30 protein-coding genes and 1 pseudogene are annotated in these 25,080 nt (G+C 38.9%); 23 read left to right on the plus strand and 8 right to left on the minus strand.

Annotated elements, in window-relative coordinates:
• Window positions 1–147: 147 nt before the first annotated feature.
• From MKX82_RS07885 to MKX82_RS07920, 8 genes are all read left to right on the plus strand, one after another.
• On the plus strand, window positions 148–633 hold the full coding sequence (locus MKX82_RS07885; RefSeq protein ID WP_341076225.1) for a hypothetical protein: 486 nt from the start codon (window positions 148–150) through the stop codon (window positions 631–633).
• Entirely contained in the window at window positions 630–1,133 is a 504-nt protein-coding gene (locus MKX82_RS07890; protein ID WP_341076227.1) for a hypothetical protein, read from the plus strand. The genes MKX82_RS07885 and MKX82_RS07890 overlap by 4 nt, the downstream gene beginning before the upstream one ends.
• A gap of 248 nt (window positions 1,134–1,381) precedes the next feature.
• On the plus strand, window positions 1,382–2,584 hold the full coding sequence (locus MKX82_RS07895) for a threonine synthase (RefSeq protein WP_251647758.1): 1,203 nt from the start codon (window positions 1,382–1,384) through the stop codon (window positions 2,582–2,584).
• Between the two features lie 76 nt (window positions 2,585–2,660).
• A complete protein-coding gene (locus tag MKX82_RS07900; RefSeq protein ID WP_233314281.1) occupies window positions 2,661–2,822 on the plus strand; it encodes a Fur-regulated basic protein FbpA in 162 nt (53 codons plus the stop codon).
• A gap of 84 nt (window positions 2,823–2,906) precedes the next feature.
• Window positions 2,907–3,059, plus strand: coding sequence for a YezD family protein (locus MKX82_RS07905; RefSeq protein ID WP_233314280.1), 153 nt, complete (start codon window positions 2,907–2,909; stop codon window positions 3,057–3,059).
• A 119-nt stretch (window positions 3,060–3,178) separates the two neighbouring features.
• Window positions 3,179–3,946: an ABC transporter ATP-binding protein gene (locus MKX82_RS07910; RefSeq protein ID WP_341076232.1), complete on the plus strand. Its 768-nt coding sequence runs from the start codon at window positions 3,179–3,181 to the stop codon at window positions 3,944–3,946.
• A complete protein-coding gene (locus tag MKX82_RS07915) occupies window positions 3,943–4,788 on the plus strand; it encodes an ABC transporter permease (protein WP_245399858.1) in 846 nt (281 codons plus the stop codon). The genes MKX82_RS07910 and MKX82_RS07915 overlap by 4 nt, the downstream gene beginning before the upstream one ends.
• Window positions 4,789–4,810: 22 nt before the next feature.
• Complete coding sequence (locus MKX82_RS07920; RefSeq protein ID WP_237941232.1) at window positions 4,811–6,124, plus strand: LLM class flavin-dependent oxidoreductase; 1,314 nt, start codon at window positions 4,811–4,813, stop codon at window positions 6,122–6,124.
• A gap of 86 nt (window positions 6,125–6,210) precedes the next feature.
• On the opposite strand, the gene MKX82_RS07925 is transcribed toward MKX82_RS07920, so the two are convergent.
• Both MKX82_RS07925 and MKX82_RS07930 read right to left on the minus strand, forming a co-directional pair.
• Complete coding sequence (locus tag MKX82_RS07925; protein WP_341076235.1) at window positions 6,211–7,221, minus strand: aliphatic sulfonate ABC transporter substrate-binding protein; 1,011 nt, start codon at window positions 7,219–7,221, stop codon at window positions 6,211–6,213.
• A 211-nt stretch (window positions 7,222–7,432) separates the two neighbouring features.
• A complete protein-coding gene (locus MKX82_RS07930) occupies window positions 7,433–7,618 on the minus strand; it encodes a hypothetical protein (protein WP_233314276.1) in 186 nt (61 codons plus the stop codon).
• Window positions 7,619–7,856: 238 nt separating this feature from the next.
• Here MKX82_RS07930 and MKX82_RS07935 point away from each other — a divergent pair, with 238 nt between their 5' ends.
• Both MKX82_RS07935 and MKX82_RS07940 read left to right on the plus strand, forming a co-directional pair.
• On the plus strand, window positions 7,857–8,342 hold the full coding sequence (locus MKX82_RS07935) for a tetratricopeptide repeat protein (RefSeq protein ID WP_341076239.1): 486 nt from the start codon (window positions 7,857–7,859) through the stop codon (window positions 8,340–8,342).
• A 38-nt stretch (window positions 8,343–8,380) separates the two neighbouring features.
• Window positions 8,381–9,127: a phosphorylase family protein gene (locus MKX82_RS07940; RefSeq protein ID WP_341076242.1), complete on the plus strand. Its 747-nt coding sequence runs from the start codon at window positions 8,381–8,383 to the stop codon at window positions 9,125–9,127.
• An 18-nt stretch (window positions 9,128–9,145) separates the two neighbouring features.
• Here the strand turns inward: MKX82_RS07940 and MKX82_RS07945 are convergent, their stop codons facing one another.
• The 3 genes from MKX82_RS07945 to MKX82_RS07955 are packed head-to-tail and all read right to left on the minus strand — an operon-like array spanning window position 9,146 to window position 10,387.
• Window positions 9,146–9,493, minus strand: a complete 348-nt coding sequence (locus MKX82_RS07945) for a DMT family transporter (protein ID WP_282581426.1) — start codon at window positions 9,491–9,493, stop codon at window positions 9,146–9,148.
• Window positions 9,494–9,512: 19 nt separating this feature from the next.
• Window positions 9,513–9,836 carry a DMT family transporter gene (locus tag MKX82_RS07950; protein WP_233314273.1) on the minus strand — a complete coding sequence of 108 codons (324 nt, stop codon included), beginning with the start codon at window positions 9,834–9,836 and terminating at the stop codon, window positions 9,513–9,515.
• The gene (locus MKX82_RS07955) at window positions 9,836–10,387 is read right to left on the minus strand and encodes a TetR/AcrR family transcriptional regulator (protein ID WP_233314272.1); all 552 of its coding nucleotides are present in this window, start codon (window positions 10,385–10,387) and stop codon (window positions 9,836–9,838) included. Before MKX82_RS07955 ends, MKX82_RS07950 begins: the two co-directional genes overlap by 1 nt.
• A gap of 135 nt (window positions 10,388–10,522) precedes the next feature.
• Between MKX82_RS07955 and MKX82_RS07960 the strand changes: the two genes are divergently transcribed.
• The 6 genes from MKX82_RS07960 to MKX82_RS07985 all read left to right on the plus strand — a co-directional run bounded on the left by MKX82_RS07960 (window position 10,523) and on the right by MKX82_RS07985 (window position 17,001).
• Window positions 10,523–10,966 (plus strand): hypothetical protein, encoded by a 444-nt coding sequence (locus MKX82_RS07960; protein WP_341076246.1) that lies wholly within the window; start codon window positions 10,523–10,525, stop codon window positions 10,964–10,966.
• 555 nt (window positions 10,967–11,521) lie between these two features.
• The gene (locus MKX82_RS07965) at window positions 11,522–11,863 is read left to right on the plus strand and encodes an ArsR/SmtB family transcription factor (RefSeq protein ID WP_233314269.1); all 342 of its coding nucleotides are present in this window, start codon (window positions 11,522–11,524) and stop codon (window positions 11,861–11,863) included.
• 95 nt (window positions 11,864–11,958) lie between these two features.
• Window positions 11,959–13,074, plus strand: a complete 1,116-nt coding sequence (locus MKX82_RS07970) for a DUF418 domain-containing protein (RefSeq protein ID WP_237941234.1) — start codon at window positions 11,959–11,961, stop codon at window positions 13,072–13,074.
• A 316-nt stretch (window positions 13,075–13,390) separates the two neighbouring features.
• Entirely contained in the window at window positions 13,391–14,329 is a 939-nt protein-coding gene (locus tag MKX82_RS07975; protein ID WP_233314267.1) for a magnesium transporter CorA family protein, read from the plus strand.
• Between the two features lie 317 nt (window positions 14,330–14,646).
• Complete coding sequence (locus MKX82_RS07980) at window positions 14,647–15,957, plus strand: MFS transporter (protein WP_341076256.1); 1,311 nt, start codon at window positions 14,647–14,649, stop codon at window positions 15,955–15,957.
• A 57-nt stretch (window positions 15,958–16,014) separates the two neighbouring features.
• Window positions 16,015–17,001, plus strand: a complete 987-nt coding sequence (locus MKX82_RS07985; RefSeq protein ID WP_341076258.1) for an ornithine cyclodeaminase family protein — start codon at window positions 16,015–16,017, stop codon at window positions 16,999–17,001.
• A gap of 28 nt (window positions 17,002–17,029) precedes the next feature.
• Here the strand turns inward: MKX82_RS07985 and MKX82_RS07990 are convergent, their stop codons facing one another.
• Complete coding sequence (locus MKX82_RS07990) at window positions 17,030–17,572, minus strand: helix-turn-helix domain-containing protein (protein WP_233314264.1); 543 nt, start codon at window positions 17,570–17,572, stop codon at window positions 17,030–17,032.
• A gap of 169 nt (window positions 17,573–17,741) precedes the next feature.
• On the opposite strand from MKX82_RS07990, the gene MKX82_RS07995 reads away from it, so the two are divergent.
• From MKX82_RS07995 to MKX82_RS08025, 7 genes and pseudogenes are all read left to right on the plus strand, one after another.
• Window positions 17,742–18,728 (plus strand): DUF3231 family protein, encoded by a 987-nt coding sequence (locus MKX82_RS07995; RefSeq protein WP_237941236.1) that lies wholly within the window; start codon window positions 17,742–17,744, stop codon window positions 18,726–18,728.
• Between the two features lie 145 nt (window positions 18,729–18,873).
• Window positions 18,874–19,317: an SRPBCC domain-containing protein gene (locus MKX82_RS08000; RefSeq protein ID WP_237941237.1), complete on the plus strand. Its 444-nt coding sequence runs from the start codon at window positions 18,874–18,876 to the stop codon at window positions 19,315–19,317.
• Window positions 19,318–19,452: 135 nt separating this feature from the next.
• Window positions 19,453–20,070, plus strand: a pseudogene (locus MKX82_RS08005) (HAD hydrolase-like protein); the annotation flags it as partial.
• A gap of 57 nt (window positions 20,071–20,127) precedes the next feature.
• On the plus strand, window positions 20,128–20,667 hold the full coding sequence (locus tag MKX82_RS08010; protein WP_341079470.1) for a GNAT family N-acetyltransferase: 540 nt from the start codon (window positions 20,128–20,130) through the stop codon (window positions 20,665–20,667).
• Window positions 20,668–20,983: 316 nt separating this feature from the next.
• On the plus strand, window positions 20,984–22,612 hold the full coding sequence (gene abc-f, locus MKX82_RS08015) for a ribosomal protection-like ABC-F family protein (RefSeq protein WP_341076262.1): 1,629 nt from the start codon (window positions 20,984–20,986) through the stop codon (window positions 22,610–22,612).
• A 102-nt stretch (window positions 22,613–22,714) separates the two neighbouring features.
• Window positions 22,715–23,020, plus strand: coding sequence for a YciI family protein (locus MKX82_RS08020; protein ID WP_233314260.1), 306 nt, complete (start codon window positions 22,715–22,717; stop codon window positions 23,018–23,020).
• 14 nt (window positions 23,021–23,034) lie between these two features.
• Entirely contained in the window at window positions 23,035–23,592 is a 558-nt protein-coding gene (locus tag MKX82_RS08025) for a GNAT family N-acetyltransferase (protein WP_233314259.1), read from the plus strand.
• A gap of 166 nt (window positions 23,593–23,758) precedes the next feature.
• Here MKX82_RS08025 and MKX82_RS08030 read toward each other — a convergent pair whose 3' ends face one another.
• Window positions 23,759–23,878: a bacitracin ABC transporter ATP-binding protein gene (locus MKX82_RS08030; protein ID WP_341076264.1), complete on the minus strand. Its 120-nt coding sequence runs from the start codon at window positions 23,876–23,878 to the stop codon at window positions 23,759–23,761.
• 28 nt (window positions 23,879–23,906) lie between these two features.
• A complete protein-coding gene (locus MKX82_RS08035) occupies window positions 23,907–24,920 on the minus strand; it encodes a DUF3231 family protein (protein ID WP_341076266.1) in 1,014 nt (337 codons plus the stop codon).
• Window positions 24,921–25,080: the final 160 nt, after the last annotated feature.

The raw sequence follows: 25,080 nt of genomic DNA on the forward strand, positions 1-25,080 counted from the left end.
TTATTAGTAAATGAAATTTATCAAAAAAAGGGAATGGCGTAAGCATTATCAGCTAAAAAAGGGCGAAGCTTTTAACATGTATCTATTAGCAAACATTCATAATTCCTTGGAGTTCAGGTGACAATATAGAAAAAGCAGTTGGAGGTTATGATGGCATTTGCAATTTATTTTTTTATAGGGTGGCTGACCATTATTTGTTTTTTTGTTCAAAAGAAGAAGTACAGCATTGTAGAAAATACGGTCTTAATTTTAAGTGTTTTAATTATAAATCTTAATTGGACTTGGCTTGTTTATGAGGAGTTTGAGTTGATTACCTATTCTCGTGAACCGTGGGTTTTTGTTGCTTATTTGATTAAGAGAAGCATTGTTATTCCGGTGATTGTGTTAATTTGTTTGAATTTTGGTCGCAAACAATCTTCCCTAGTGAAAAAGCTAATGCATATCCTCGTGTCGTCATTAGTGATATTAGGTATAACAATGATCAGTCATTTATTAAAGGTCACTACAGTCAAACACTGGTCGATATTTTATGATTTGGTTTACTATCTTCTTCTCCATCTTGTAGTGTTAGGGATTCATAAATGGTATCAAACATATATGGTGGATAAAGAGAAAGAGGTGCTGACAAAATGATTTGGATTGGAAAATTTGATATTAATGAGATATCCTTATTGCTCTTGACGGTTGCCGCCTATTTGTTCGTTATATTCACACCGAAAAAGCTGAGCAGGGAAATAACCTGTATGAGTATATTATGGGGTATAACTACGGGAATATTATATGACTTTACAATAGGGGGAGGATTACTCGATTTATATCGGGAAAATGATACGAACCACTCCGAGCTTTTTGACTTGTTTTATTATGCTTTGTATGGACCTTTTGGCTATGCCTTTATATATTTTTACGAAGTATTAAAAATACGTAAAAAAACGTTTGCGTTTTATGTAGGAGGATGGGCTCTATTTGGGGTTATTGCACAATGGCTTTTCACCTTGTTGCATATCATCACCTATCAGAATAATTACAGCTTGCCTTATTCCTTCCCGATATTTTTGTTAACCCAGACGATTACTGGGTTGTTTTATCACTATGTTACAACAGTCTACCCTAGCGGAGATTCCGTCCAATAAGAGCGAATGTAGGAGGATTAATAGGACTAAACTATTATTCCAAGTAAATCAATCAGAATACCCTAAAAAATGATTGACAACGACTTTTAGATGCTGTTAACATAGGTTTAACAGATATTTGTAAATATTTTAAAGGAATCGACTAGATCACTAGAGATTCAGCGAAATACATGTCAAGCAGACTTGTATTTTGTTGGTCTCTTTTTTTATCAACTTAAATTACATAATACTTATACAGGAGGATGGCCATGAGATTTAGCTACATACACCATCTGGAATGCCCAAAATGCAGTAAATATTATTCTGCCGAAGAAATACAGCAATTATGTAGCTGTGGTTCCCCACTACTCGCTCGATATGAATTGGATAAATTAAAACATGACTTATCGAAAGAGGATTTGCAAGGCAGGGAAAACACTTTATGGAGATATCATGAGGTGCTTCCAGTATTGAACCAAGAGAATGTAAAAACTTTAGGCGAAGGGATGACACCGCTGCTTCCATTAGAAAGGGCAGGAGCAGAGTTAGGCTTTCAGCATCTTTATTTAAAGGATGAAGGACTTGTTCCAACAGGTTCATTCAAAGCAAGAGGCGCTGCAGTCGGTGTTTCAAAAGCTTCAGAGCTTGGGGTGAGGGAGCTTGCGATGCCTACAAATGGGAATGCAGGTGCTGCATGGTCCCTTTATTCTGCAAAAGCGGGAATTCGCGCACATATCGTCATGCCTCTTGATGCTCCAGAAATTACGCGCAAAGAAGTGAGCGTTTCAGGAGGAGAGCTATATTTAGTTGACGGCGTTATAAGTGATGCAGGCAAAATCACGGCACAACTGGTAAAGGATAATGGCTATTTTGATGCATCAACCTTGAAGGAACCATATCGGATTGAAGGGAAAAAGACGATGGGCTATGAAATTGCTGAGCAATTTGGCTGGGAACTACCAGATGTCATTCTCTATCCAACTGGAGGCGGTGTTGGTTTAATTGGTATTTACAAGGCATTTCTGGAAATGCAAGAGCTTGGCTGGATCAGCGGTCGACTTCCCCGTTTAGTCGCCGTACAAGCAGAAGGCTGTGCGCCTATTGTCAAAGCGTATTTAGAGGGGGAAGAAGAGTCTGATTTTTGGGAGAATTCAGAAACGAAAGCATTTGGAATTAATGTACCGAAAGCTTTAGGAGATTTTTTGGTTTTAAAGGCGATATATGAGACAAATGGCTGTGCAGTGGCAGTATCAGAAGAAGAATTAACGAAAGCTCAGCAGCTTGTCGCAAAGTCAGAAGGTCAGTTTATATGTCCAGAGGGTGCCGCAACAATTGCAGCAGCTGATAAACTTCGGGAAGCAGGCTGGCTTGGCAAGGAAGAAAAAGTCGTTTGTTTAAATACAGGAGTTGGTATTAAGTATCCAGATACAGTGGAATATACCGCAAAATATATAGAAAAAATTCGTCCATAATTTTTTTGTGATTTAATACCTAGTAAAGAGATTAAAATAATTAGTATTTAAAGAGATTACTAAGGAGCGATGAAAAATGTCTGGAAAATTAAGAGAGTTGGTAGACAGAAGAAAAAGTTATTTAATCCATTCCTTGATAGCTGCAGGCATTTATAAAAAAGAGGGACAGCATCTGTTTGAATGGACACTAACAGATCTGGAAAAGGAATATTCACGCATAAAGAATACAAAAGAATAAGCAAGGTGCTGATCAGACAACTGAAGGCCGCTTCCCAATATTGGAGTAAGCGGCTTTTTTAAATTTATATAGGGGGTTATTTAAATGGCCGAAGTAACTTACGAAAATGAAAAATATATCATCTCCATATTAAAGGAAATTGAGTATGGTTCTGTCACCATTACCCTTCATGCCGGGAGAATAGCACAAATTGAGAGAGAAGAAAAAATCCGTATACAAACAGACACAAAAAAATAAAAGATGCTCTTGCTACCGGACCACCGGAGAAGACACGGTTGCTGATTTTTTTGCTTCGTGTCTTTTTTTTATCCATATTCCAATCGTAAATAGGAAGATTGAAAGGAGAGGAGAAGTTTATGACATTATTAGCAATCAAGCAATTAAATAAAAAATTCAGCTCGAAAAATGGTGATACACATGCATTAAAGGATATTGACTTAGCAGTAGAAAAAGGTGAACTGATTACCATTATCGGCCCAAGCGGCTGCGGGAAAAGCACCTTGCTGAAAATCATAGCAGGCCTTGATACGGAAGTGTCCGGCTCTGTATCGATTGAGGGGGTGGAAGTAACCGGGCCCAGCGTCGATAAGGGCTTTATCTTCCAAGAACCACGCCTCTTTCCTTGGCACACGGTAGAAAAAAATATCGCCGCAAACTTCTCCCTGAAAAACAAAAAAGTTCAAGAAAAGGTCGCAGAGCTGATTAAGCTCGTTAAGCTTGACGGCTTTGCAAAATCATACCCAAGGGAGCTATCAGGAGGAATGGCACAAAGAGCAGCAATTGCAAGAGCTCTGCTCCGCAATCCGAAAGTCTTGCTATTAGATGAACCATTCGGTGCGTTAGACGCATTCACAAGGACACATATGCAGGATGCTTTGTTGAATATCTGGCAAGTAAACAAAACGACCATGCTGCTAGTAACACATGATTTAGATGAAGCCATCTATTTAGGAGGCAAAGTTGTCATTATGAATGCAAGACCAGGATCGATACAAAAGGTTGTAGATATTCAACTTCCCTACCCGCGGAAGAAAGCGGATAATGCATTTCAAGCATACCGTCAAGCGATTTTGCAGGAGTTTGAGAAATCAGAGCATGCAGTGATGGGAGGGAGGTCACATTGAGTAATAATAGTGAACTGTTATACGGAGACTCAGTTGTAAAAGCTAAGCGTAAAAAAAAGATAAAAGGAAAACAGCTTCCTTCTAAAACGGTTATTTTTTTGCGGGGAATGATTTTCCCTGTTCTATTAATAGCAGTATGGGAAGCAGCGGGAATATATGGGTTTGTATCAGAGACACTGCTTCCAAGACCCAGTGAGATTTTCATGGCTTTCATTGATTTATGGACAACAGGGAATTTGCTCTACCATTTCCAAGTCAGTTTTCTTAGGGCAATCGGAGGGTTTATAATTGGTGGTTCTCTTGGTCTATTAGCTGGATTAGCTGTTGGATTTTCTAGCAAAATAGAGCATACCCTTGACCCGACTATGCAGATGCTGCGCACAATTCCGACATTAGCTGTCATACCGCTATTTATCCTATGGTTTGGTTTTGGAGAGGTTTCAAAGGTTCTTTTGATTGCCAAAGGTGCTTTCTTTCCGCTATATGTGAATGCTTTTTTAGGCATACGCAGTGTTGATGGGAAAATGTATGAGGTTGCGAAAGTTTTACAGTACAGCAAATGGAAACAAATAACTAACTTAATTATCCCATCAGCACTTCCTAATATTCTGCTCGGCCTGCGTCTTGCCTTAGGAGCAGCCTGGCTTGCGTTAGTGGCAGCAGAGCTGATGGGATCATCTGAAGGTATCGGCTATTTAATTACAGATGCCCGGCAATTTTCACAAACAACAGTCGTTTTTGTAGGAATTATTATCTTTGCAGTGTTTGGGAAGGCTTCAGATTCGTTTATAAGGATATTTGAAAGAAGATTGTTGAAATGGCAGGACAGCTTTAAAGGCTAATGAACAAAGGGAGTGAAATCAAATGACATACCGTACAAAAGGGGAAAAAATGCGCTTAAACTTGTTTTTAACAAGCATGGGTCATCATGAAGGAGCTTGGAGGCATCCAGCCTCTGCAGTAGAAAGTGTGCAGGATTTCAGGCTTTATCAAGAAATTGCTGCTAAAGCAGAAAGGGCAAAATTTGATTCTATCTTTATGGCAAACAGGTACTCTGTTTCGACTAAAGCAGTTACATACGGAGAACTCGGTGGAGGGGGGATGGAACCGCTCATCCTTTTGTCCGCGCTGGCAGCTGTTACGAAGGAAATCGGCTTAATTGGAACAGTATCAACCTCCTTTACAGAGCCTTTCAATGTTGCCAGAAGTTTTTCCTCCCTTGATCATTTGAGTAAAGGAAGAGCAGGCTGGAATGTTATCACGTCTGGAACAGATGAAGAAGCGAAAAACTTTAATTTAGAAGAAATACCAGATCATGAACAGAGGTATGTGCGGGCACAGGAATTTTTAGAAGTGACCAATAAGCTTTGGGACAGCTGGGAAGCAGATGCACTTGTCAAGGATAAGGCAACAGGGGTTTATGCGTTAAGCGAAAAAGTCCATGAAATTAACCATAAAGGTAGCTATTTTTCTGTTAAAGGCCCATTAAACAGCCCAAGATCACCGCAAGGCAAGCCAGTAATTGTTCAAGCTGGCTCCTCTAAAGACGGCATTGACTTTGCGGCACAATATGCAGAAATCGTTTTTACAGCACAGCAAACACTGGAAGACGCACAAATCTTCTATAAAAAACTAAAGTCCAGAGTTCAAGATTTTGGACGTGATCCAAGCAAGGTCATTGTTCTTCCGGGAATTTGCCCTGTAATCGCAAATACGGATGAAGAAGCAAAAGCAAAAGAGACAGAGCTGCATAAGCTTACAAATCCAGCGTACAGTTTGCTTCAGCTGTCCAACAGAGTCGGGTTTGATTTGACTTCTTACCCGTTAGACGGTCCTTTCCCAGAACTGCCTGATATAAAAGAAATAAAGGGGCATCAGAGCAGAACAAAACTAATCAGTGACCTAGCTAAAAAAGAAAATCTCACATTAAGACAGCTGCTGCTCCGCTTAGCCGGCGGTCGCGGGCATTTCACTATTGCCGGAACACCAGAAAGGATTGCAGACGAACTGCAGGTCTGGTTTGAAAATGGTGCTGCTGACGGTTTTAACATCATGCCCCAGCAGATGAGTGAAGGCTTGACGGAGTTTATCGAGTCCGTTATCCCGGAACTACAAAACAGAGGCTTGTTTAAAACAGAATACACTGACGGCACGCTTCGAGATAAACTGGGCATATAAGAAGACACCTCTCATAAAAAGAGAGGTGTCTTTTCATTAGCTTGATAGAATGTAAGAGACAAGCATTCAGAAGGAAATCTATTAGCTTATTCGTATTCTTTTAAAACTTTTTCAATGTAACGGTTATTAACAACCTCTGCCACATCCAATTTTTTTGTCAATCCACCTTGCTCCAAAAGCAAATCAGCAGTTATTTGTTGTTCCTTGATAATGTCAGCGCTAATAGGTGTGTTTTCAGGAACAGAATTTTCAAGGACTCTGCTGATTATTTCTTCGTCCGTATTCTTTAAGTCTGCATAAATTTTAATTGCTTCTTCTTTATGTTCATTTTGCCATCTAGTTGCTTTTTCCGTAACTTTTAAGTACAGCTCAACAAGCTCAGGGTGTTCTTTTGCAAATTCAGATCGAACAATTTGGAAGCCTGGGCTGTAGCTGCCGATATCTTTTCCTGTTGCGATTACTTTCGCCTTCTTGTTAATCACCTGAATGGACTGATAAGGTTCCCAGATGGCCCATGCATCAACAGAACCAGTTTCAAATGCAGGCTGAGCTTCATCTGGCTGAAGCTGGATAATTTCCAGTTCAGATGGTTTAATGCCTTCTTTTTCAAGCAGTCTGTATAAAAGACCATATGCACTGCTGCCTTTAGCAACAGCAATTTTTTTGCCTTTCAAATCATCTGCTGTTTTAATCGGGCTGTCTTTGGGTACGATAATGGCATCACCAAGCTCCCCGGTGCTTGCTGTTGCGATTTCCTCGAATTTTATTCCCCCGCCTTGGCCAGCTAAAACGGGGATATTGCCGACACGGCCAAAGTCAAGGCGGTTAGAAGCAATTGCTTCAAAGTAAGAAGGCCCGCTCTGAAATTCTACCCAGTTAACTTTAGCACCAGCCTTTTCAAACTCACTTTCAAACCAGCCTTTCTCTTTCGCAAGCAGAATTGGCCAAATGCTTTGCTGTACCCCGATATTTACAGTTATTTCGCCAGCCTTTTCGTCAGACGAACTGTTTGATGCAGAGGGTGCACCGCAGGCGGCACTCACAAAGATTAACAGTAAAACAGATAGTAAGTAACTTGCTTTCTTAAAATAAACCATTATGTATCCTCCCATACGATTTTTATAAACAAACAAATCAGAGCCTATACAGTTCTCACCACCTTTCAAGCTGAAAATAAAAAGGCCCTAAGTATAGCAAACACTATACATTAGGGCCTTCAGGCTGACTGATCGGCATATTCATTTAGATTAGCAGATTATATTTATATCCAATTATTCTTACTTGTTAGGTTGGTTTTCGAGTAAAAAATTATCTTTGCTTTTTCCACTTAATAGAGCCTGTTCCATCATGAGGATGCACTGCTGCCATACACTCATGGTATCTTTTATTCAGTTCAGGAAGAGAAAAGCTATTTAAGGCATCAAACGAGTAATTGCCATACACTGCTAATTTTTGAATCATTAATCTTCTTTTTGCATCATTAAGATTTACCATGGTATTCCCTCCTATGGATATTCTATATCAATATGTGTCTATTACTGTATAACTCTGATTTTGTTTGTTCGTATTATCATATATTCATTATACAACAAAAAAATACACTAATCCAAGTGGTTTAGATGGATTTTAATAAAAATAATAAAAAAATCTAAGTTCCTATATTAAAAACAAGCAGGGGAAGCGGGGGATTAAGCGAACTTAATAAGTTAATAGCAGTATTTAGGAGGGAAACATGAGAAACGAACTTGCAGCAGCATTAAAGTGGAGAGAGGACGGGGAGTATTATAAATCAAGCGGTGTGCTGATGAAATTAGTCCAAAGCTATCCGGAGGATTCGTTTATCCTTTATCAATACGCCTGGAGTCTAGATTTATTAGGAGAAGAAAGGAAGGCAGTGTTATTTTATGAAAAAGCTATTCAGTTAGGACTTCCCGAAGCGGAATTGGAAGGAGCCTTATTGGGGCTTGGCAGCACATACCGAACATTAGGAGATTATGAGAAGGCAAGCGACATTTTTTCACAGGCAATTCAGAAGTATCCGGCCAACAGAGCACTCCAAGTGTTTTACGCGATGACTTTATACAATCTGGAGAATCATGCAAAGGCGATGGAGCTCCTGCTTACTGCCTTAGTGGAGACAACAATGGATGAAAGTATATTACAGTACAAGAAAGCAATTACCTTTTATTCAGATAAATTGAACGAAACGTGGAAGTAGGGATTTATTAGCTAACTTTTAAGAGGTGTTACTAATATATGAAACTATATGGAGACTTTACGGAAGAAGATTGGCTTCATGCTGTTGGCATCCTAAAACACCATGTTCCTGATGCTTTAATTGTTCATGGGGAATGGAATCATGCAGATAATATCAATAAGTGGAAGGGAATCTTGAGCCAGGAAATGCTTTTGCCAAAGTGGAATACAGTCATTGGGAGAAATAAGGCTGTCTTAACAGGGTTTGCTAATGTATACGGAGGAGCAATGGCTGCAGCAGTTTCCCACCAGTTCGCAGCAATGGGCACTGACATATTTATCCAAACAGGCTATTTTGGCGGTTTGTCAGCTAAAGTCAACTATGGTGATATTTTGATAGTGACTGAGGCAAAAATGGACGATGGAGTTTCAGCTGCTTATTTGCCAGGCTGTGAAACGGTAACATCCGATGAGGAACTTGCAATGAGGGCCATTGAATTTTGCCAGAAAAAAAACTACAAGTATGTTACAGGCAGTGTTTTGTCTGTGAGCACTCCGTATTTAGAGACAGAAAAGATGGTTCAAGCCTGGTCAACAGCTGGGCATTTAGGTGTTGATATGGAGTCAGCCGTTACACTTGCTGTTGCGAACAAATTTAACAAAAAAGCAGTCAGTTTATTAAATTTATCGGACCATTTGCTTAAAGGTGATACTTTTTATTCCTATAGTAAGGAAAGGGAAGCAATAGAAGCGGAAATAGATGAAAGGATACGAGACATTGCCTTATATTTAGGGAGATCTTTTTAAGAAAAACGAAGAAGCTCATTAGTTAGCAGGCTTCTTCGCTGTTTCTGTCTTTTCTGACCCGTTCAGAAGAAAAACACCGCCAATAATAAGCACAATTCCGCACAGCATGACTGTGTTCATCAGCTCATCCCATAAAATGACGCCTATTATCGCAGTCGCAGCGGTCCCAACACCTGACCATATTGCATAGGCTAAGCTTAGCGGCAGTGTTTGGAGCGCTTTTGAAATGAAATAAAAGGCAAGTACATAGCCGATAATTACACCGACAGACGGGAGCATAACGGTAAAGCCTTCTGACAATTTAAGCATTGTTGTGGCAAATACTTCAGCTATAATCGAGATTGTTAAATAAATATATCCTTTCACAATGGAAGTCTCCTTTCAATTAATGAGCTCCGCCAAAATTCAATAAGATTACCCCGCCGATGACAAGTAAGAGGCCGATTACTTTTTTGCTGTTGAAGCTTTCTTTATAAAGTACGGCTCCAGCCACCGCCGTCAGTGCTGTGCCAACACCTGCCCAAATTGCATAGGCTGTTCCAATCGGCATGGTCTTTAATGTCAACGATAAAGCATAAAAGGCAATTCCATATCCTAAAGCGACACCAACAGACGGTAGCAGCCTTTTGAAGCCCTCTGTTGCTTTCAGCATCGAGCTTGCAAACACTTCACTTATAATGGAAACTACAAGTAGTAAATATGGATTCATTACACATCCTCCTTCCTTGTCATGAGTGTGAGCTGATCAAGCACTGCTGTTTGCATTTTTTTATCCAATGGAGCAACATGGAGCATTTGCGAGTAGTACAGTCCATCAAGGGCGAGACGGATAACTGAAGCTGTCACAGGAGAAATGCCGTCGTTTTCCAATTTTGTTAAAGCTCTTTGATAGCTGTTTGAAATACCTTCAGCTACATCCTTATCCAATAACGAGGAAGCCATCACTGCAACATTTAGCTCGGCACGGTTGTATAAATCATCCTTTGTCACTTCAATCATTGCCCTTGTCCACTTGCCTGTCTCAACGGGGTCTTTTTTTGCGTATTCCGTTAAAGCTGTATCCAAGTCTTCAAATATAGACAAAGCAATCCCCTTTATTAAAGCCTCTTTGCTCGAATAATGATACAAAAGACCGCCTTTGCTGATATTAGCTTGTTTGGCAACAGCATCAAGGGTTAAGGAGGTAATGCCGCTCTCATGAATAATTTGTTTCGCTGTATCAATAATAAGCCGGCGTTTAACATCAGCTTTTGAATCCATTGTAATGTCTCCTTCCTGTTTTTTTATTATTGTACCGTCTGGACGGTTTTTTGGTCAATAAAAGAATTTGTTGACACTGCTAAGAAAACCTTTTATGTTTTTCCATATATATCTATTCTTATAGGAGGGAAGGATATGAAAATACGGACATATAATGGCTGGATATTGGAAATAGATGTGGAAAAAACAAATAAATTTTACAAAACAGATATAGAGGTGTGTGATTGTCTCTATTGCTGTAATTATGCAGAGGCGGTCAAAAGTGCCGATGCTTCTGTCACCTCATTTTTTGCTGAGCTTGGCATCATACCAGAAAAACCGGCAGAAGTTTCAGAGTTTGCAATGGAAAACGCAGAGCTGCATCATTATATAGGCTTTTATCATATTGTCGGCAAGGTTTTGAAGGGCGACACATGTACAATGTCTGATTGGCAGGATCATCATACATGCCAGCTCGGCCCTTTTGAGTTTTGTCTAGCACAGGAAGCAGAACAGGTACAAGCAAATTTTCCTGAGCCCATTCTTCAGCTGAATTTTGAAGTTTTTCTTCCATGGGTGTTGGAGGAATATCCAGATTGACTGGAAAAATACAAAAAAGTTTACAAATAATGTATAGTTTGAGATAGTGGATTAGCAGTTTAATGAATGTTTTTGGTGGTGTACGATGGTAAAAAATTATGTTTGGTTTAACTGGCTCATGCTTGCAGTGTTCGGATTATCTACCGTTTTAGCTATTTTTATTGTTTATTTCATAATGGTCTTGCCTTTGCAGAAAATTTTATTTATGGATATATAGTATTTATTTTGCTGTATGCTTTGTACCTCGGTGGTAGTGCTTTAAAATATTGGGGAAAGGCAAATCGGACAGAAATTAAAAAGAGAATGCTAAAATTCCTTTCTTGGTTTGTTGTGCTTGCCATTATTTCTTTTTTTATTAATAATGTTCTCAAGCAAGATAATAACGGTGCATACTCTTATTTATTTATCCCGTTGGGCTGCTCATTCGGTATAGTATTTTTGGATGTTCTATTTATGAAATAAAGCAAAATAGGTAATTAGAAGTAGCATATCCTTGCAGACATTAGAAAACGGCATTATTATATAATTATAATTTAATGGAAATGGATGATTATAATGTCTAATGAAGAGTTGGAAGAAACAGCAGCCATTTTAAAGTTATTAGGTGATAAGACTAGGTTGTCCATAATCGGGATGCTGAATATCCATGATTGCTGTGTATGTGAATTTGTTGACATTTTTCAAATGTCTCAACCGGCAGTCAGTCAGCATTTAAGAAAGTTAAAGGATGCAGGACTTGTGAAGGAACAAAGACGAGGGCAATGGATGATATACTCTCTTGAACGCAATACGAAGTATTTTCCGATGATTGAAGATGTGCTCCGGTATATCCCTGACCAAACGGAAAGATTTACTTGGCTAGAGGAAAATGGTCTGAGAATTTCATGTGATGCATAACTTCATTAAAAAATATAGGTAGCGGGGCTCACCGCATATAGCAGAATTTGCAATTGTTATATGCGGTGAGTCTTTTTTATGAAAGAAGGGATGATATGAATAGCTTAGAGAGAATTCATGAAATAGATATAGTAAGAGGTTTTGCTGTTTTAGGGCTTGCTTTTGCGAATATTGTGCCGTTAAGCAGTCCCGTATTATATGACAGTTTTCCAAGCAGTCTTTGGACAGGACAAGTTGATTTATTAATACAACAATTATTATTTATTTTCGTACAAGGAAATTTTTATCCTTTATTTGCTCTTCTGTTCGGATTCAGTTTTATGCTGTTTATGGACAAGGCAGCGGCAAGGGGAAAAAATCCGTACATACTATTTTCCAGAAGGCAATTCGTTCTACTTTGTATTGGGGCAGTGCATGCTATTTTCATTTGGTACGGAGACATCCTAACCACCTATGCTCTGTTTGGCTTTTTGTTGCTGCCACTCTATAAGGCGTCTAGTAAGACAATTAGCATTCTGCTAATACTGTTATATTTGCCAAATATGTTGCTGCTTTTTTTATTTATTCATTTTCCGTATAATCCGGCTGAGTACTTTGATTACGATTACTTACTAACCGTTATTGAAAATTATCAGACAAGTGGAATCACAGCTTTTTTACAAAATTTTTATGATTGGCTGTCAACCTTTGAGTTTTTTTCTATTGTATATTTATTTCTAAGCATTTTTCCGATGTTTTTAATCGGGGTTTTACTAGCGAAAAATAAATCAACTATTATACATATAACGAAGAAGCATGTGTTTGTATGGATTTTGTTTGGAGGACTAGGGTTAGGCTTGAAAATATTGGCTGTGCTGCACCCTGATTCCTTGCTGTTTATTCAAGCATCTGATGCATTTGGTAATCCGCTTATGTCATTGTTTTATGGGTTAAGTATTTTACTGTTTTTGCAGCTAAGCAAAATGAGTCTAATCTATTTCCGTTATGTTGGCAGATTGGCGATTACTAATTATTTAATGCAAAACATTATTGGGTTACTCATTTTCAGAATTTTTTCTTTGTATGCAACAATACCGCCATCAAAGTTAATACTCATCTCTTTTGTACTTGCTGTCTGCCAAATTGGCTTAAGCTATCTTTGGTTACAACGTTTTAAACAAGGCCCAGTTGAATTTTTGTGGAGAAAGTTAACCTACTTTAAAATTTATTAAAATCTATAGGAAATTCGAATTTGTAGCATTGAATTACACAATAGTCGAAAAGTTTGATTTTTTGGATTTTTATTTAATATTTTACTAGTTTAGTTGCAAAACCATAGGAAATAAGTACAATGAAGTAGTTGATAAAAATTAGATTATAAAAGGAGTTGAATTTTTATGAGTAGTCATTATTGCAGTGAACCAGAGCCCGAGTCGACCAAGGGGGAAGTCAATAAGGAGTCATTCCTTCAAATATTGAATGCAAGTAAAATTCAACTTGTTTATGGCTAAGTTTTGGCTTCCTCATAATTTTAGAGGAGGTTTTATCATGTTAAACATTTATCTTTCTAACGAAGAAGGAGTACTTAAAGAAACGAATACGATTACGAGCGGGTGCTGGATCAACATGGTTGCCCCAACGGAACAAGAGATACAGTTTATTGCCCAGAAGCTTGAACTACCGAATGGATTTTTGAAAGACTCTTTGGATGAGGGGGAGCGTTCAAGAATTGAAAAAGACGGTGAAGATATTTTGATCATTGTCAACGTTCCAAATGTTACGATGAATGAAAAAAAGAAACCGGAGTATGATACGATTCCATTAGGAATTATCATTGCGAAAAACTGTTTCGTCACCATTTGTTTACAGGATAATCCGATTTTTCAAGCTTTTTCTCAAGGGAAAGTCAAGGATTTCTTTACATATAAAAGAACGAGATTCGCTTTTCAAATCCTGTATTCTATGTCTAATGCGTATTTAAAGTATTTAAAACAAATCAGCAAAAAGATAGATACGATTGAAGGTCAACTTCTGCAGTCGATGCGAAACAAGGAGTTATTTTCTCTGCTGCATCTTCAGAAGAGCCTTGTTTATTTTACAACATCACTCAAAACAAATGATATTGTTATGCATAAAATGATGAAAAGCAGATTTTTAAAAATGTATGAAGACGATCAGGATCTCCTTGAGGATGTTATTATAGAGAACCAGCAAGCGATTGAGATGGCTGAAACACATGCATCTATTTTAAGCAGCATGATGGATGCATTTGCTTCCATTATTTCTAACAATGTTAGCATGGTAATGAAGTTCTTAACTTCCTTTACGATTGTTCTTTCCTTTCCGACAATGGTTGCGAGCTTTTATGGAATGAATGTAGACATTCCTTATCAAGAATATAAATATGCCTTTTTTGTCGCTATTTTAATTTCAACAATCTTATCTAGTATTACAGCGGTTGTTTTTTGGCGAAAGAGGTTCTTTTAAAGTAGACAGAGTGCATAATAAGATGCACTCTTTTTTATTTTATCCAATAAATTCAAGTAGAGTTACGGATATTTTTAAGGAGAGATTTTCTTACAAAACACATTGACTGAAAAATCTGAATATAATATACTCCAATTATCGGAAAATTTTTTTGCTTAAATATTTAAGTGTCACTTCAATTTTTTAAACAGATATGAAGTGGTAACAAAATATTTGATATTAGGTTAAAAGGGGAGTGGGGAGGAGAAAACATATGATTACCTCATCTAGGGCAGGCAGAGCAGATAAAAAAATGTGAAGATGGAGTGATATGGATAATGGAGACACAGCCAATACAAGTTCAGCCGGCAGTGACAAAAAAGATTGCCAGTAAAGCATTAATTGCTAGTTTAATAGGCAGTTCCATTGAATGGTTTGATTATTTTCTATATGGCACAGTTGCTTCCTTAGTATTTACAACCTTGTTTTTTCCAAATCATGATCCTGTTGTCGGATTGCTGTTATCTTATGTGTCCTTTGCATTGCCTTTTTTCATTCGACCTCTTGGAGGAATTATCTTTAGCCATATTGGTGATAGAGTCGGGCGAAAAACAACGCTAGTAATGACATTGTCGCTGATGGGCGGCGCAACAGTCTTAATCGGCTGTTTGCCAGATTATGATGCAATTGGTGTTTGGGCACCAATCCTGCTTATTACATTAAGATGTATTCAAGGCCTTGGCATTGGCGGGGAATGGGGCGGTGCTTTGCTGCTAGCAGTCGAGTATTCAAACAAAAACAGCCGCGGTTTTTTTGGAAGTATCCCGCAAATCGGCGTAACAATTGGGATGCTGTTAGGAACATTATCCATTACTATTTTGACTACTGTGTTAAGTGATGCTCAATTTATGTCATGGGGCTGGAGAATACCGTTTATTTTAAGCGCTTTATTAGTATTTCTAGGCCTTTGGATTAGAAAGGGGCTTGATGAAACACCTGCATTTAAAGAAGCTAAAGAAAGTGGAAACGTTGCAAAGGTGCCGATTATTGAGACAGTGCGCTATCACTGGAGAGCAGTGTTAATAGCTGTCGGCGCAAAAGTGGTGGAAACAGGACCATTTTATATTTTTGGAACCTTCATCATTGCCTATGCCACTGAATACCAAGGTTATGAGCGGACTGTTGCTTTGAATGCAGTTACAATCTCGGTCTTAGTTGCAACTGTCATGATTCCCTTGATGGGAAAATTATCAGACAAGGTAGGGAGAAAACCGCTCTACATTGGCGGAACGGTTGCGATTCTTCTTTATGCCTTTCCGTACTTCTATCTTGTATCCTTACAATCAGATTTCTCGCTGATTATAGCAACTGTTATTGGCCTTGGCATTCTGTGGGCACCAGTTACAGCTGTACTTGGCACGATGTTTACTGAAATATTCACTACAAATGTCCGTTATACAGGTGTCACACTAGGCTATCAGCTTGGAGCTGCACTTGCCGGCGGGACAGCACCGCTCATTGCAACAGCATTGTTAAGCGCATACAGTAATTCGTGGATTCCTGTTGCATTATATATTGTTGCTACAAGTGTCATATCTTTAATTGCCATTTACTTTGCGAAAGATAAAAGCAACGAAGAACTGGATTGATGGGGATGGGGGCTATAGATCTGCTCCCAGAAAAATTTTTTAAGGGGAGGTAAAAAGATGCTGATATTATCACAGAAGCAGATTCGCACCATTTATCCTATGGAAGATTGTTTAGAAGATGTGCGCAAAGCCTTTTTATATGATACACAAGGAGAGACAATTACTCCTGTCAGGACAGCAGTGGAGCATGAAAAGGCAGGTGGAACTTCCCTTATAATGCCTTCATATTTAAAGCCGCTCGACTATGCAGCGGTTAAGGTTATCACAATTTTTCCGAATAACGAACAAGGCAATCCTGCCTTAAAAAGCGTCATTTTGTTAACTGAAACACAAACCGGCAAGCAAACAGCCCTTATGGATGCCAGTTTCTTAACTGTATTACGAACAGGTGCGGCAAGTGGTGTCGCAACAGACCATCTCGCAAGGAAGAATGCTAGGAGTGCTGCCATACTGGGTTGCGGAGCTCAAGCTCTCGGTCAAGTACAAGCTGTGATGGCAGTTCGTAATCTAGAACAGCTGGTTTTGTATAACCGGACGACGGAAAAAGCAGTCGAGTTTGCTGAAGTAATCTCCTCCCTCTATCCAGACTGGAATGGTGAGATAAAGATTGCAAAAACAGGCAATGATGCGGTGAAAGAAGCAGACATTATTGTCTGTAGCACTAAATCGACTGAGCCGCTTTTTGATGGCAGCTATATACGGCCTGGCACACATATTAATGCAATCGGCGCCTTTAAGCCGCAGATGAGGGAAGTTGATTTAGTGACATTAAAACGCTGCAGCAAGATTGTTGTCGATACAATCGAAGGTGCTCGTGATGAAGCAGGAGACTTACTCATACCAGAAAAAGCAGGGCAGTGGAGCTTTGACATGCTTTACGGGGAATTAGGAGAGCTTGTAGCTGGCAGAAAGGCCGGCCGTACTTCGGAGGATGAAATCACTCTATATAAATCTGTCGGTGTTGCTTATTTAGATACTGCCGTTGCAGCTGCAGTCTTTATGAAGGCAGTTGAAAATGGGGTGGGTTACGAAGTTGCATTATAAAAAATCCCCATCTTATGATGGAGATACTTTAAGTTACGCTTGAGCGCACATATAGTATTTTAACTAATTTATCCGTTCTGTTATACCAGTTATGAGGATTGGTAGATTCTACATGAAAGCTGTCTCCAGGATGAAGCTCGTATTCATCCTCCTCATAGAGGACGGTAAGTATTCCTTCTAGTACATACAGAAACTCCTGTCCTGAATGAGTGAATGTTGTTACTTTTTGATTGCGCGGCAACAATGTGACAATCATCGGTTCAAACACAGGGTTGTTTACATCACCTGTGATGCTTTCATAAATGAATTGGGACGCTTGAATGGTTACCGCATCTTTAACACTGCGATGAACAAATTTTTTCTCTTTGTTTTTATCTGTGAAAAAATAGCTTGGGCTGACATTAAGCGCTTCAGCAATTTTTGTGAGCGACTCAATCGTAATGGAAGACTTAGATCGTTCCACCTGAGATATAAAACTGATAGATAAGCCAGTTTTTTCTGCAATCTGTTTCAATGTTTGTTTTTTGCCGCGCCGAAGCTCATAAATTAATCTGCCGATGTTTTGCTCCATAACTGCTCCTTTATAGACAAAAAGAATAATAATTTTTAAAGCTGTATGTACTGGTCATTTTATTATATACAAGTATTAGAATATTGCAAAAGGTTTGCGTTTTTAAGGAACATACATGAAATCCTCCGGTAATGGGCAAACTCATAAAAAAATACGTGGAGGACTTACTGTGTCAAAAAAAGACTCACATCTATTATCTTCAGCAGAAGTATCCCAGCTATGGGGATCTTATATGGGAGAAAGCTCTCAAGTATGCATGTTCAGTTATTTTTTGAAAATTGCCGAAGATAAGCAAACAAAGGATATTGTGGAGTTTGCTTATCACACATCGGTTCGCCAGCTGGATGAAATAAAAAAGATCTTTAAGTCTGAGGGTAGGGCAATACCTCATGGTTTTCATGTAGAAGAGGATATATCTCCAACAGCAAAAAAGGTGTATACAGACGATTTTATACTGGAGTATATTCACCAGTTTGCCAGAATGGGTTTACGGGCGCATGGGATAAATTTATCTGTTGTTCAAAGACAAGATTGTATGGACTATTATAAGAAGTGTCTAACAGATGCTATGAAGCTTTATGAAATGCTGGTGGAACTTCTTACACTTAAAGGAAAATACCAGAGCTTACCGGAGGTTCCGCCAGCAAAGGAAGTCGATTATATCCAGCGCCAGAGCTTTCTGTCTGGATTCCTAGGAGATAAGAGACCGCTCACTGCTCCAGAGATTACAAATTTATATGCCAATTTCCACCGAAATGCTTTAGGTGCTGGATTAATGATTGGCTTCCTTCCATCAACACGTTCAGAGGAAGTAAAAAAATATTTAATTCGCGGAAAAGAAATTGCTGAGAAGCATTGCGAGATTTTCCAAGCATATTTGAAAGATAATGATTTGTACGCTAGCCTTCATTGGGATAAAGAGGTCATACCACAGGATTTGAAAGTATTCTCTGAAAAGCTGATGATGTTCATTGCAAGCGCACTTACATCAGCAGGCATAGGCTTTTACGGATTAGGGTTAGGCACAAGCTATCGTCGGGATTTAGGCGTCTCTTATAACCGTCTGTTAGGAGAAATTGAACTGTATGCAGAGGACGGAACTAATATTATGATTGATAAAGGCTGGCTGGAGTCACCACCGAAAATGAGAGTTTAGCTGTACAAGAAGGTGGATACTGATAGAACAGTATCCACCTTCTTTGTTAAAGATAAGCTAATTATGTAAACTATCGCATTGCTCCGTTTAGGTACCGTATCCTCCTATGAAAGAATAGAATAATATAAAAAAGGGGTCATTATAGTTGGTAACAGAAGTAACTGTTAAACTGCAAATAAACAAGCCTGTTGAAAATGTATTCGCAGCGATTGTAGAGCGAGAAAAAATCGGCAATTTTTGGTTTTCATCCAGTTCAGAAAATTGGGCGCAAGGTCATACTGTCATCCTTAAATATAACGAGTATAAGGCAGAAGCAGCAATTCGTCTGCTGGAAATTCTGAATAACGAAAAAATTGTGTTTGCTTGGGGCGCTGAACGGGAGGAAACAATCGTTACCATTAAATTAAGGGAGCACGAACAAACAAATACAATCATGGAAGTGCGAGAATCGGGCTTCAAGCCCGAAGATCCCCTGCTTGTTGAAAAACTGCTCGGCCAAAAGGAAGGCTGGGTTTACACCCTTACCTGCTTAAAAGGTTACTTAGAACATAACATCTGTGATTTGAGGGCGGCGCTAGTGTTTGATTAAGAAGGTGCAATATTTTTTTATTCAGGAAGACTGCTGCTTAACTAGCAGTTTTTTTCTTTTTTAGGACAATGTGGGTATTCATTGAATTTGAATATGGTAAAATGAGGTAGTTTACAAGCAGAAAGGGATGTTGGAATGAAAACATATAAAGTCATACTATTTGATTTGGATGGAACACTTTCAGATCCTAAGGAAGGAATCACGAAATCTGTTCAATATGCATTCGCAAAGCTTAATAAACAAGTACCAACATTGGATGAATTAGAATGCTATATCGGACCGCCATTGCATGTTTCTTTTGCAGAATATGCTGGATTTGATGAGGAAACAATTCCAAAGGCAATTGGATTTTATCGGGAGAGATTTAAAAAATACGGAATGTATGAAAATGAACTCTTTGAAGAGATACCAAAATTGTTAAGCCGGTTAAAAGCGAACGGCTGTATTTTGGCAATCGCAACCTCAAAACTGACGGTTTTTGCTGAAAAAATTGCCGAGCATTTTGCAATTGATTCTTATTTTGATATGATTGTCGGCAGCAATCTCGATGGAACTAGATCAGCGAAAACAGACATCATTCAATATTTGCTTGATTATTACAAAGAATATGAACCTAGTGATTTTATCATGATTGGGGATAGAAAATATGACTTAATTGGAGCGAATAATACTGGCATAGACTCTGTCGGTGTTACATATGGATATGGGTCCCGGGAAGAGCTGGCTTTATCCAAGCCTACCTATCTAGCAGACACTATTCAAGAGGTTGAGAATATTTTCTTTGGCGGACAAAGCTCCATTATTCCAAGCATGTATGCAGAAGATAACATCATCATTAGACCGTTGATAGAGGCTGATCTTTATCCGCTTTGGGAACAGGCATATAAAGAAGAGGCACCTGAATGGAAAAACTGGGATGCGCCTTATTATGAACATAAGGCTGTTCCGTGGGCCGAATTTATGAAGCGCAAGAATGAAATAATCGGTCAAGGCGATTATTGGGGGATTGAGGTAGACGGAAAGCTTATTGGTACGGTTAGCTACTACTGGGAGCATAAACCTTCCAATTGGTTGGAAATGGGTATCGTTATTTTCAATCCTCAGTATTGGAGCGGAGGATACGGAACAAAAGTACTAAGGCTGTGGACAAGTCATTTGTTTCAAACACTCCCGCTAGTAAGAGTTGGCTTTACAACATGGTCTGGCAATCATCGCATGATGAAGGTAGGAGAAAAGCTTGGGATGCAGCTAGAAGCACGGCTCAGGAAATGCCGTTATTATAATGGTGTTTATTATGATTCCATCCGCATGGGAATATTGCGGGAGGAATGGGAAACGAGCGCGATTTAGCATATAAGCCGATTCCTTTTTTTGTCATTTATAGTTTGTAAACCATTGCATTGAAAAAAGAGTTTTGTTACACTGTTAGTAACAAAGCAGAAAGGGATGATGGGTGGACGATGATTATCTAATCTTATTTTATTTAGCCTGAAATGCATATTTGCAAATCAAACTAAAATAGGATTAGTCTGCCCATTTTCTATCTATACGTATCAATAAGTCTTACAAGGCTTATTTGGTCATGCTTAAAATGTTCGGCTAATCCTTCCAAAATTACTTTTGGGAGGATTTTTTTGTCCTCCCTATTTAAGAGAGGGATTAATTAATGAAAGAATTATTGAAATTGCATCATATTAGTTATGAGATCAAGGACCATCTTGTATTCGAAGAAGTGACAGCATCGGTGCAGCAAGGGGATATAATCGGCATTATCGGTAATAATGGTGCTGGCAAATCGACACTTTTGCATCTGTTGAATGAAGACATAACTCCTTCTAACGGTGAGCTCCAATGGCTTGTTCCCTTAACTTCTTGGCTTGTTGTTCAGGAATCAGCGACGCATCTGTCTGCAGATAAATCAGTCGCTGAAGTAAAGCTATTAGAAAAATGGCAAGTGCCTGACTCTCCATATGAATACTTAAGCGGTGGCGAAAAACTAAAGGCCAGACTTGCTGAAGGATTCGCACAAGATGCTGATATGTTATTGCTGGATGAGCCGACAAATCATCTTGATGACAAGGGTCTACAGATGCTTCAAAAGCAGGTAAAGGAATATAAAGGCACCATTGTGTTAGTGTCACATGACCGCTATTTTCTTGATGAAGTGGCCACAAAAATTTGGGCTATTGAAGGCAAGAAGCTTGTGGAGCATAAGGGGAACTATACTGCTTATATGGAGGCTCGCAAACAAAAAAGACTTGTGCAGCAGAGGGAATATGAAAAACAGCAAAAGCTGACAGAACGAATAGAAGGTCAGATTAAGGAATTGAATTCCTGGTCAAAAAAAGCTCACGCCGAATCCACGAAAAAGGAAGGGGTAAAGGAGTACTACCGAGTTAAAGCAAAGCGCATGGATGCCCAAGTAAAATCAAAACAAAAGCGGCTTGAAAAGGAGCTGGAGAAGAATAAGGTGGAACCTGTTGAAGGCGAGCACTCCGTTTATTTTTCCCTTCAATCCAACAGTAAGGTCGGCAAACGGTTTCTCGAAGTGAAGGGTTTGGCGAAAGCATATGGCAAGCGGACATTGTTTAAGGATGTGCATTTTACCATTAAACACGGCGAAAGAGTAGCTCTAACAGGTCCAAATGGATCCGGCAAAACGACTCTTTTGAAAATGATTGTTGGTAGTGAGCAAGGAATTGGCGAGATATGGGTATCTCCTACAGCTAAGATTGGCTATTTATCGCAGGAGGTTTTTGATCTTCCCCTTGAACAGACACCCTCACAGCTTTTTCATCGCGAGACGTTTGCAGAACGAGGCAAGGTACAAACTTTAATGAAGCAGTTAGGTTTTATTGCGTCTCAATGGAGGGAACCAATCGGCTCGATGAGTATGGGCGAGCGCGTTAAATGCAAGCTGATGGCATATATATTAGAGGATAAAGATGTGCTTTTACTAGATGAACCAACCAACCATCTGGACCTTGCATCCCGTGAGCAGCTGGAGGAAACACTGGCACAATATAATGGAACATTAATTGTTGTTTCACATGACCGCTATTTCCTGGAGAAAACGACAACAAGCTCGCTTTTAATCACGAATAATGGAGTTCGCAAACAATGGCAATCACCTGCTGCAGCTAGAGATGATGTGGAAGAACTGTGGCTGAAGCTTGAAACAGAAAGGCAGGAAATACTAGGAAGGTTAAGTTTCATGATGCCGCATGATAAGGAATATTCTAAGCTTGATGCGAAATTCAACGAGCTAACAAAAAAGCTGAAAGAGCTGTCATAAGGATTACAAGAATAAGCACTTTTCTGTGAAGGAAAAGTGCTGTTTGCTGTAGAAAGAATATTAATGGCAATGATATCTATAAATACAAAGGGGACATGATTAATGCAATTTGTTGTTACGGCATATGATGGTACGGATGAGCAGGCATTGGAACGGAGAATGCTTGCAAGAAAAGAGCATTTAAGTTCCGTAGAAATGCGGTTTAAGGAAGGAAAGCATTTATATGGTGCAGCCTTATTGGATGATCACGGAAAAATGATTGGTTCGATGATGGTCGTTGAATATCCGACAAGAGAAGCTGTTGACGAATGGTTAAAGGTAGAACCCTATGTAACAGGCAATGTGTGGCAAAAAATTGATGTTAAGCCATGTATGGTGGCAGGGACGTTTATGGAATTGTATAAATAAATGGAGGTAAATACATGTGCCTCAAGCATAAAGATTTCCCACTGCTTGCAACAGATCGCTTACATTTAAGAAAAATAACGAAGGAAGATGCAGCAGATATTTATCGTTATCTTTCTGACAAAGCTGTAATGAAATATTATGGAATGGAGCCTTTTCAGTCAGTGGAGGAAACAGTCGAGGAGATCGATTGGTATAGCAAAATCCACATGCAGCAGACTGGAATAAGATGGGGCATTACATTAAAAGGCGAAGACAAAGTAATTGGCAGCTGCGGTTTTTTAAATTGGGAGAAGCGCCATTTTCGCTCAGAAGTTGGCTTTGAGCTTCATCAACAGTATTGGGGACAAGGACTTGTCAGTGAGGCTCTTCACGCTGTCGTTGATTATGGCTTTGACCAAATGAAACTAGTGCGGATTCAAGCACTTGTAGAGCCTCCAAACCGCCAATCACAAAGAGTGCTGGAGAAGAATAACTTTTTACAGGAGGGACTGTTAAGAAGCTATGAATACAGCTGCGGAAAAATGGATGATCTTTATATGTATTCCCTATTAAAGACTGATTTTAAGAGCTAATACTATTTACTCTATAAAAAATTAGTTAAAATGGTAAAAAGCACGAGACATTCTCTATAAAGAACATTACAATAGAAATGTAATGCTATCACCAATGCCTAGAGTAGTAGCACTTACATTTTTAAAAGCCATGAAAAATGGGGACTAACATTTTTTATGGCTATTTTTAACCTCTATTTTCTTCTTCATTACGGTCTTTTTTATCATCCCATCCATATATTTCATTAATTTCCTCGACGAGATGATCCAAAAATTCATCTGAGATAACTTCTTGCTCTTTTTTCATCTATCAAGGCTCCTTTAAGCAAAATATATTATTTTTGTTTTTTTGCAAGTAAATTACGGTCGATGTTATGCGGTGGCTTGTCCATCCAATTGTGCTCGATTAATAGATTTCCGCCGTCCTCTGCATAGTTTGAAGTTTCCACCATTAGCCGAAGATAGATAGAACCAAGGTCATGGCGCGGACTAACTGCAATAGAATCACCAAAATTTCGTAATTTTGCAGAAGACAGATTGCTGATATGAAAAAGCATCAGTTTTTCAGAGTAGGGCGCTGTTTGGGATGTGGTGATATTAAATTGACTTGGCATTGTCAATGGCAAGTCTTCTGACTTTAGTACATTGGAAAATACGGAATTTTGTTTAATATTTATATGCTTGCCTCTTATAAAATAGTTGCTGATATCCTCTGATTTTGCGACTTGGCTGAAACCGAGCAGCAGCACGGTTTTCATCGTGTTGAACTGGATATTAGCAAATAATTGCGAAATTTCAATACCTGTTAATGGCCTTTTATCACCAAAAAAGCCATTAAAAAAGCTTTGCCGTTGAACCATTTCAGCAGCATCCATCGCAGGTATATTCGGAGGCCGCACATGAATCCCCATTTCGTGCATTAACTCTGTCACCTGATTGGAAAGAGTAGCAGCGTCCCTCATGATTTCGACAATAAATTGACGTATATCTAATCTTGATGTATTAGGCAAGGTAATGCTGTAAAAGATAATTCCCAACTTATACATCATGTCTATGTACTCAAGATAAAACTCATCAGAAAACAGCCGAGGTGCGGAAAGATTTACATCTTTTTCTGCTGAAAAACCGACAGGGAGAGGAATATTATCTGCTTGGAAGAAAATGGTAACATGATCAATGATTCTTTGGCTTAAAACATCACTGTCTTTAATAATTGCCTTGATTCTTTTATCCTCCACATTTGTTAAAAAAGGCTGGAACATACAGTGAGACATCGTGTTTGCTATATAAAAGTTCCATAAGTTTCCCTGTTCAGCACTAGTTAGCGGTGGTTTGTTAAGTTTCGTCATATATGATTTGCTCCCATCAGAACGATAACGGTCTATATTGTCTAAAAAAAGTTTTCCCATATGTCTGATTTTCATTCATTGCTGGCTGTAATTGTTTTCTATTATTTTACAAAATAAGCAGGATTATATACACTATTAAGCGAACTGGACTAAAAACGGC

This window comes from Niallia sp. FSL R7-0271, from assembly GCF_038005785.1.
Taxonomy (GTDB): Bacteria; Bacillota; Bacilli; order Bacillales; family Cytobacillaceae; genus Niallia.

Coding starts and splice junctions, on each gene's coding strand:
- MKX82_RS07885 (WP_341076225.1), top strand. CDS start 148: ATGATGGCATTTGCAATTTATTTTTTTATAGGGTGGCTGACCATTATT.
- MKX82_RS07890 (WP_341076227.1), top strand. CDS start 630: ATGATTTGGATTGGAAAATTTGATATTAATGAGATATCCTTATTGCTC.
- MKX82_RS07895 (WP_251647758.1), top strand. CDS start 1,382: ATGAGATTTAGCTACATACACCATCTGGAATGCCCAAAATGCAGTAAA.
- MKX82_RS07900 (WP_233314281.1), top strand. CDS start 2,661: ATGTCTGGAAAATTAAGAGAGTTGGTAGACAGAAGAAAAAGTTATTTA.
- MKX82_RS07905 (WP_233314280.1), top strand. CDS start 2,907: ATGGCCGAAGTAACTTACGAAAATGAAAAATATATCATCTCCATATTA.
- MKX82_RS07910 (WP_341076232.1), top strand. CDS start 3,179: ATGACATTATTAGCAATCAAGCAATTAAATAAAAAATTCAGCTCGAAA.
- MKX82_RS07920 (WP_237941232.1), top strand. CDS start 4,811: ATGACATACCGTACAAAAGGGGAAAAAATGCGCTTAAACTTGTTTTTA.
- MKX82_RS07925 (WP_341076235.1), bottom strand. CDS start 7,221: ATGGTTTATTTTAAGAAAGCAAGTTACTTACTATCTGTTTTACTGTTA.
- MKX82_RS07930 (WP_233314276.1), bottom strand. CDS start 7,618: ATGGTAAATCTTAATGATGCAAAAAGAAGATTAATGATTCAAAAATTA.
- MKX82_RS07935 (WP_341076239.1), top strand. CDS start 7,857: ATGAGAAACGAACTTGCAGCAGCATTAAAGTGGAGAGAGGACGGGGAG.
- MKX82_RS07940 (WP_341076242.1), top strand. CDS start 8,381: ATGAAACTATATGGAGACTTTACGGAAGAAGATTGGCTTCATGCTGTT.
- MKX82_RS07950 (WP_233314273.1), bottom strand. CDS start 9,836: ATGAATCCATATTTACTACTTGTAGTTTCCATTATAAGTGAAGTGTTT.
- MKX82_RS07955 (WP_233314272.1), bottom strand. CDS start 10,387: ATGGATTCAAAAGCTGATGTTAAACGCCGGCTTATTATTGATACAGCG.
- MKX82_RS07960 (WP_341076246.1), top strand. CDS start 10,523: ATGAAAATACGGACATATAATGGCTGGATATTGGAAATAGATGTGGAA.
- MKX82_RS07965 (WP_233314269.1), top strand. CDS start 11,522: ATGTCTAATGAAGAGTTGGAAGAAACAGCAGCCATTTTAAAGTTATTA.
- MKX82_RS07970 (WP_237941234.1), top strand. CDS start 11,959: ATGAATAGCTTAGAGAGAATTCATGAAATAGATATAGTAAGAGGTTTT.
- MKX82_RS07975 (WP_233314267.1), top strand. CDS start 13,391: ATGTTAAACATTTATCTTTCTAACGAAGAAGGAGTACTTAAAGAAACG.
- MKX82_RS07980 (WP_341076256.1), top strand. CDS start 14,647: ATGGAGACACAGCCAATACAAGTTCAGCCGGCAGTGACAAAAAAGATT.
- MKX82_RS07985 (WP_341076258.1), top strand. CDS start 16,015: ATGCTGATATTATCACAGAAGCAGATTCGCACCATTTATCCTATGGAA.
- MKX82_RS07990 (WP_233314264.1), bottom strand. CDS start 17,572: ATGGAGCAAAACATCGGCAGATTAATTTATGAGCTTCGGCGCGGCAAA.
- MKX82_RS08010 (WP_341079470.1), top strand. CDS start 20,128: ATGTATGCAGAAGATAACATCATCATTAGACCGTTGATAGAGGCTGAT.
- abc-f (WP_341076262.1), top strand. CDS start 20,984: ATGAAAGAATTATTGAAATTGCATCATATTAGTTATGAGATCAAGGAC.
- MKX82_RS08020 (WP_233314260.1), top strand. CDS start 22,715: ATGCAATTTGTTGTTACGGCATATGATGGTACGGATGAGCAGGCATTG.
- MKX82_RS08025 (WP_233314259.1), top strand. CDS start 23,035: ATGTGCCTCAAGCATAAAGATTTCCCACTGCTTGCAACAGATCGCTTA.
- MKX82_RS08030 (WP_341076264.1), bottom strand. CDS start 23,878: ATGAAAAAAGAGCAAGAAGTTATCTCAGATGAATTTTTGGATCATCTC.
- MKX82_RS08035 (WP_341076266.1), bottom strand. CDS start 24,920: ATGACGAAACTTAACAAACCACCGCTAACTAGTGCTGAACAGGGAAAC.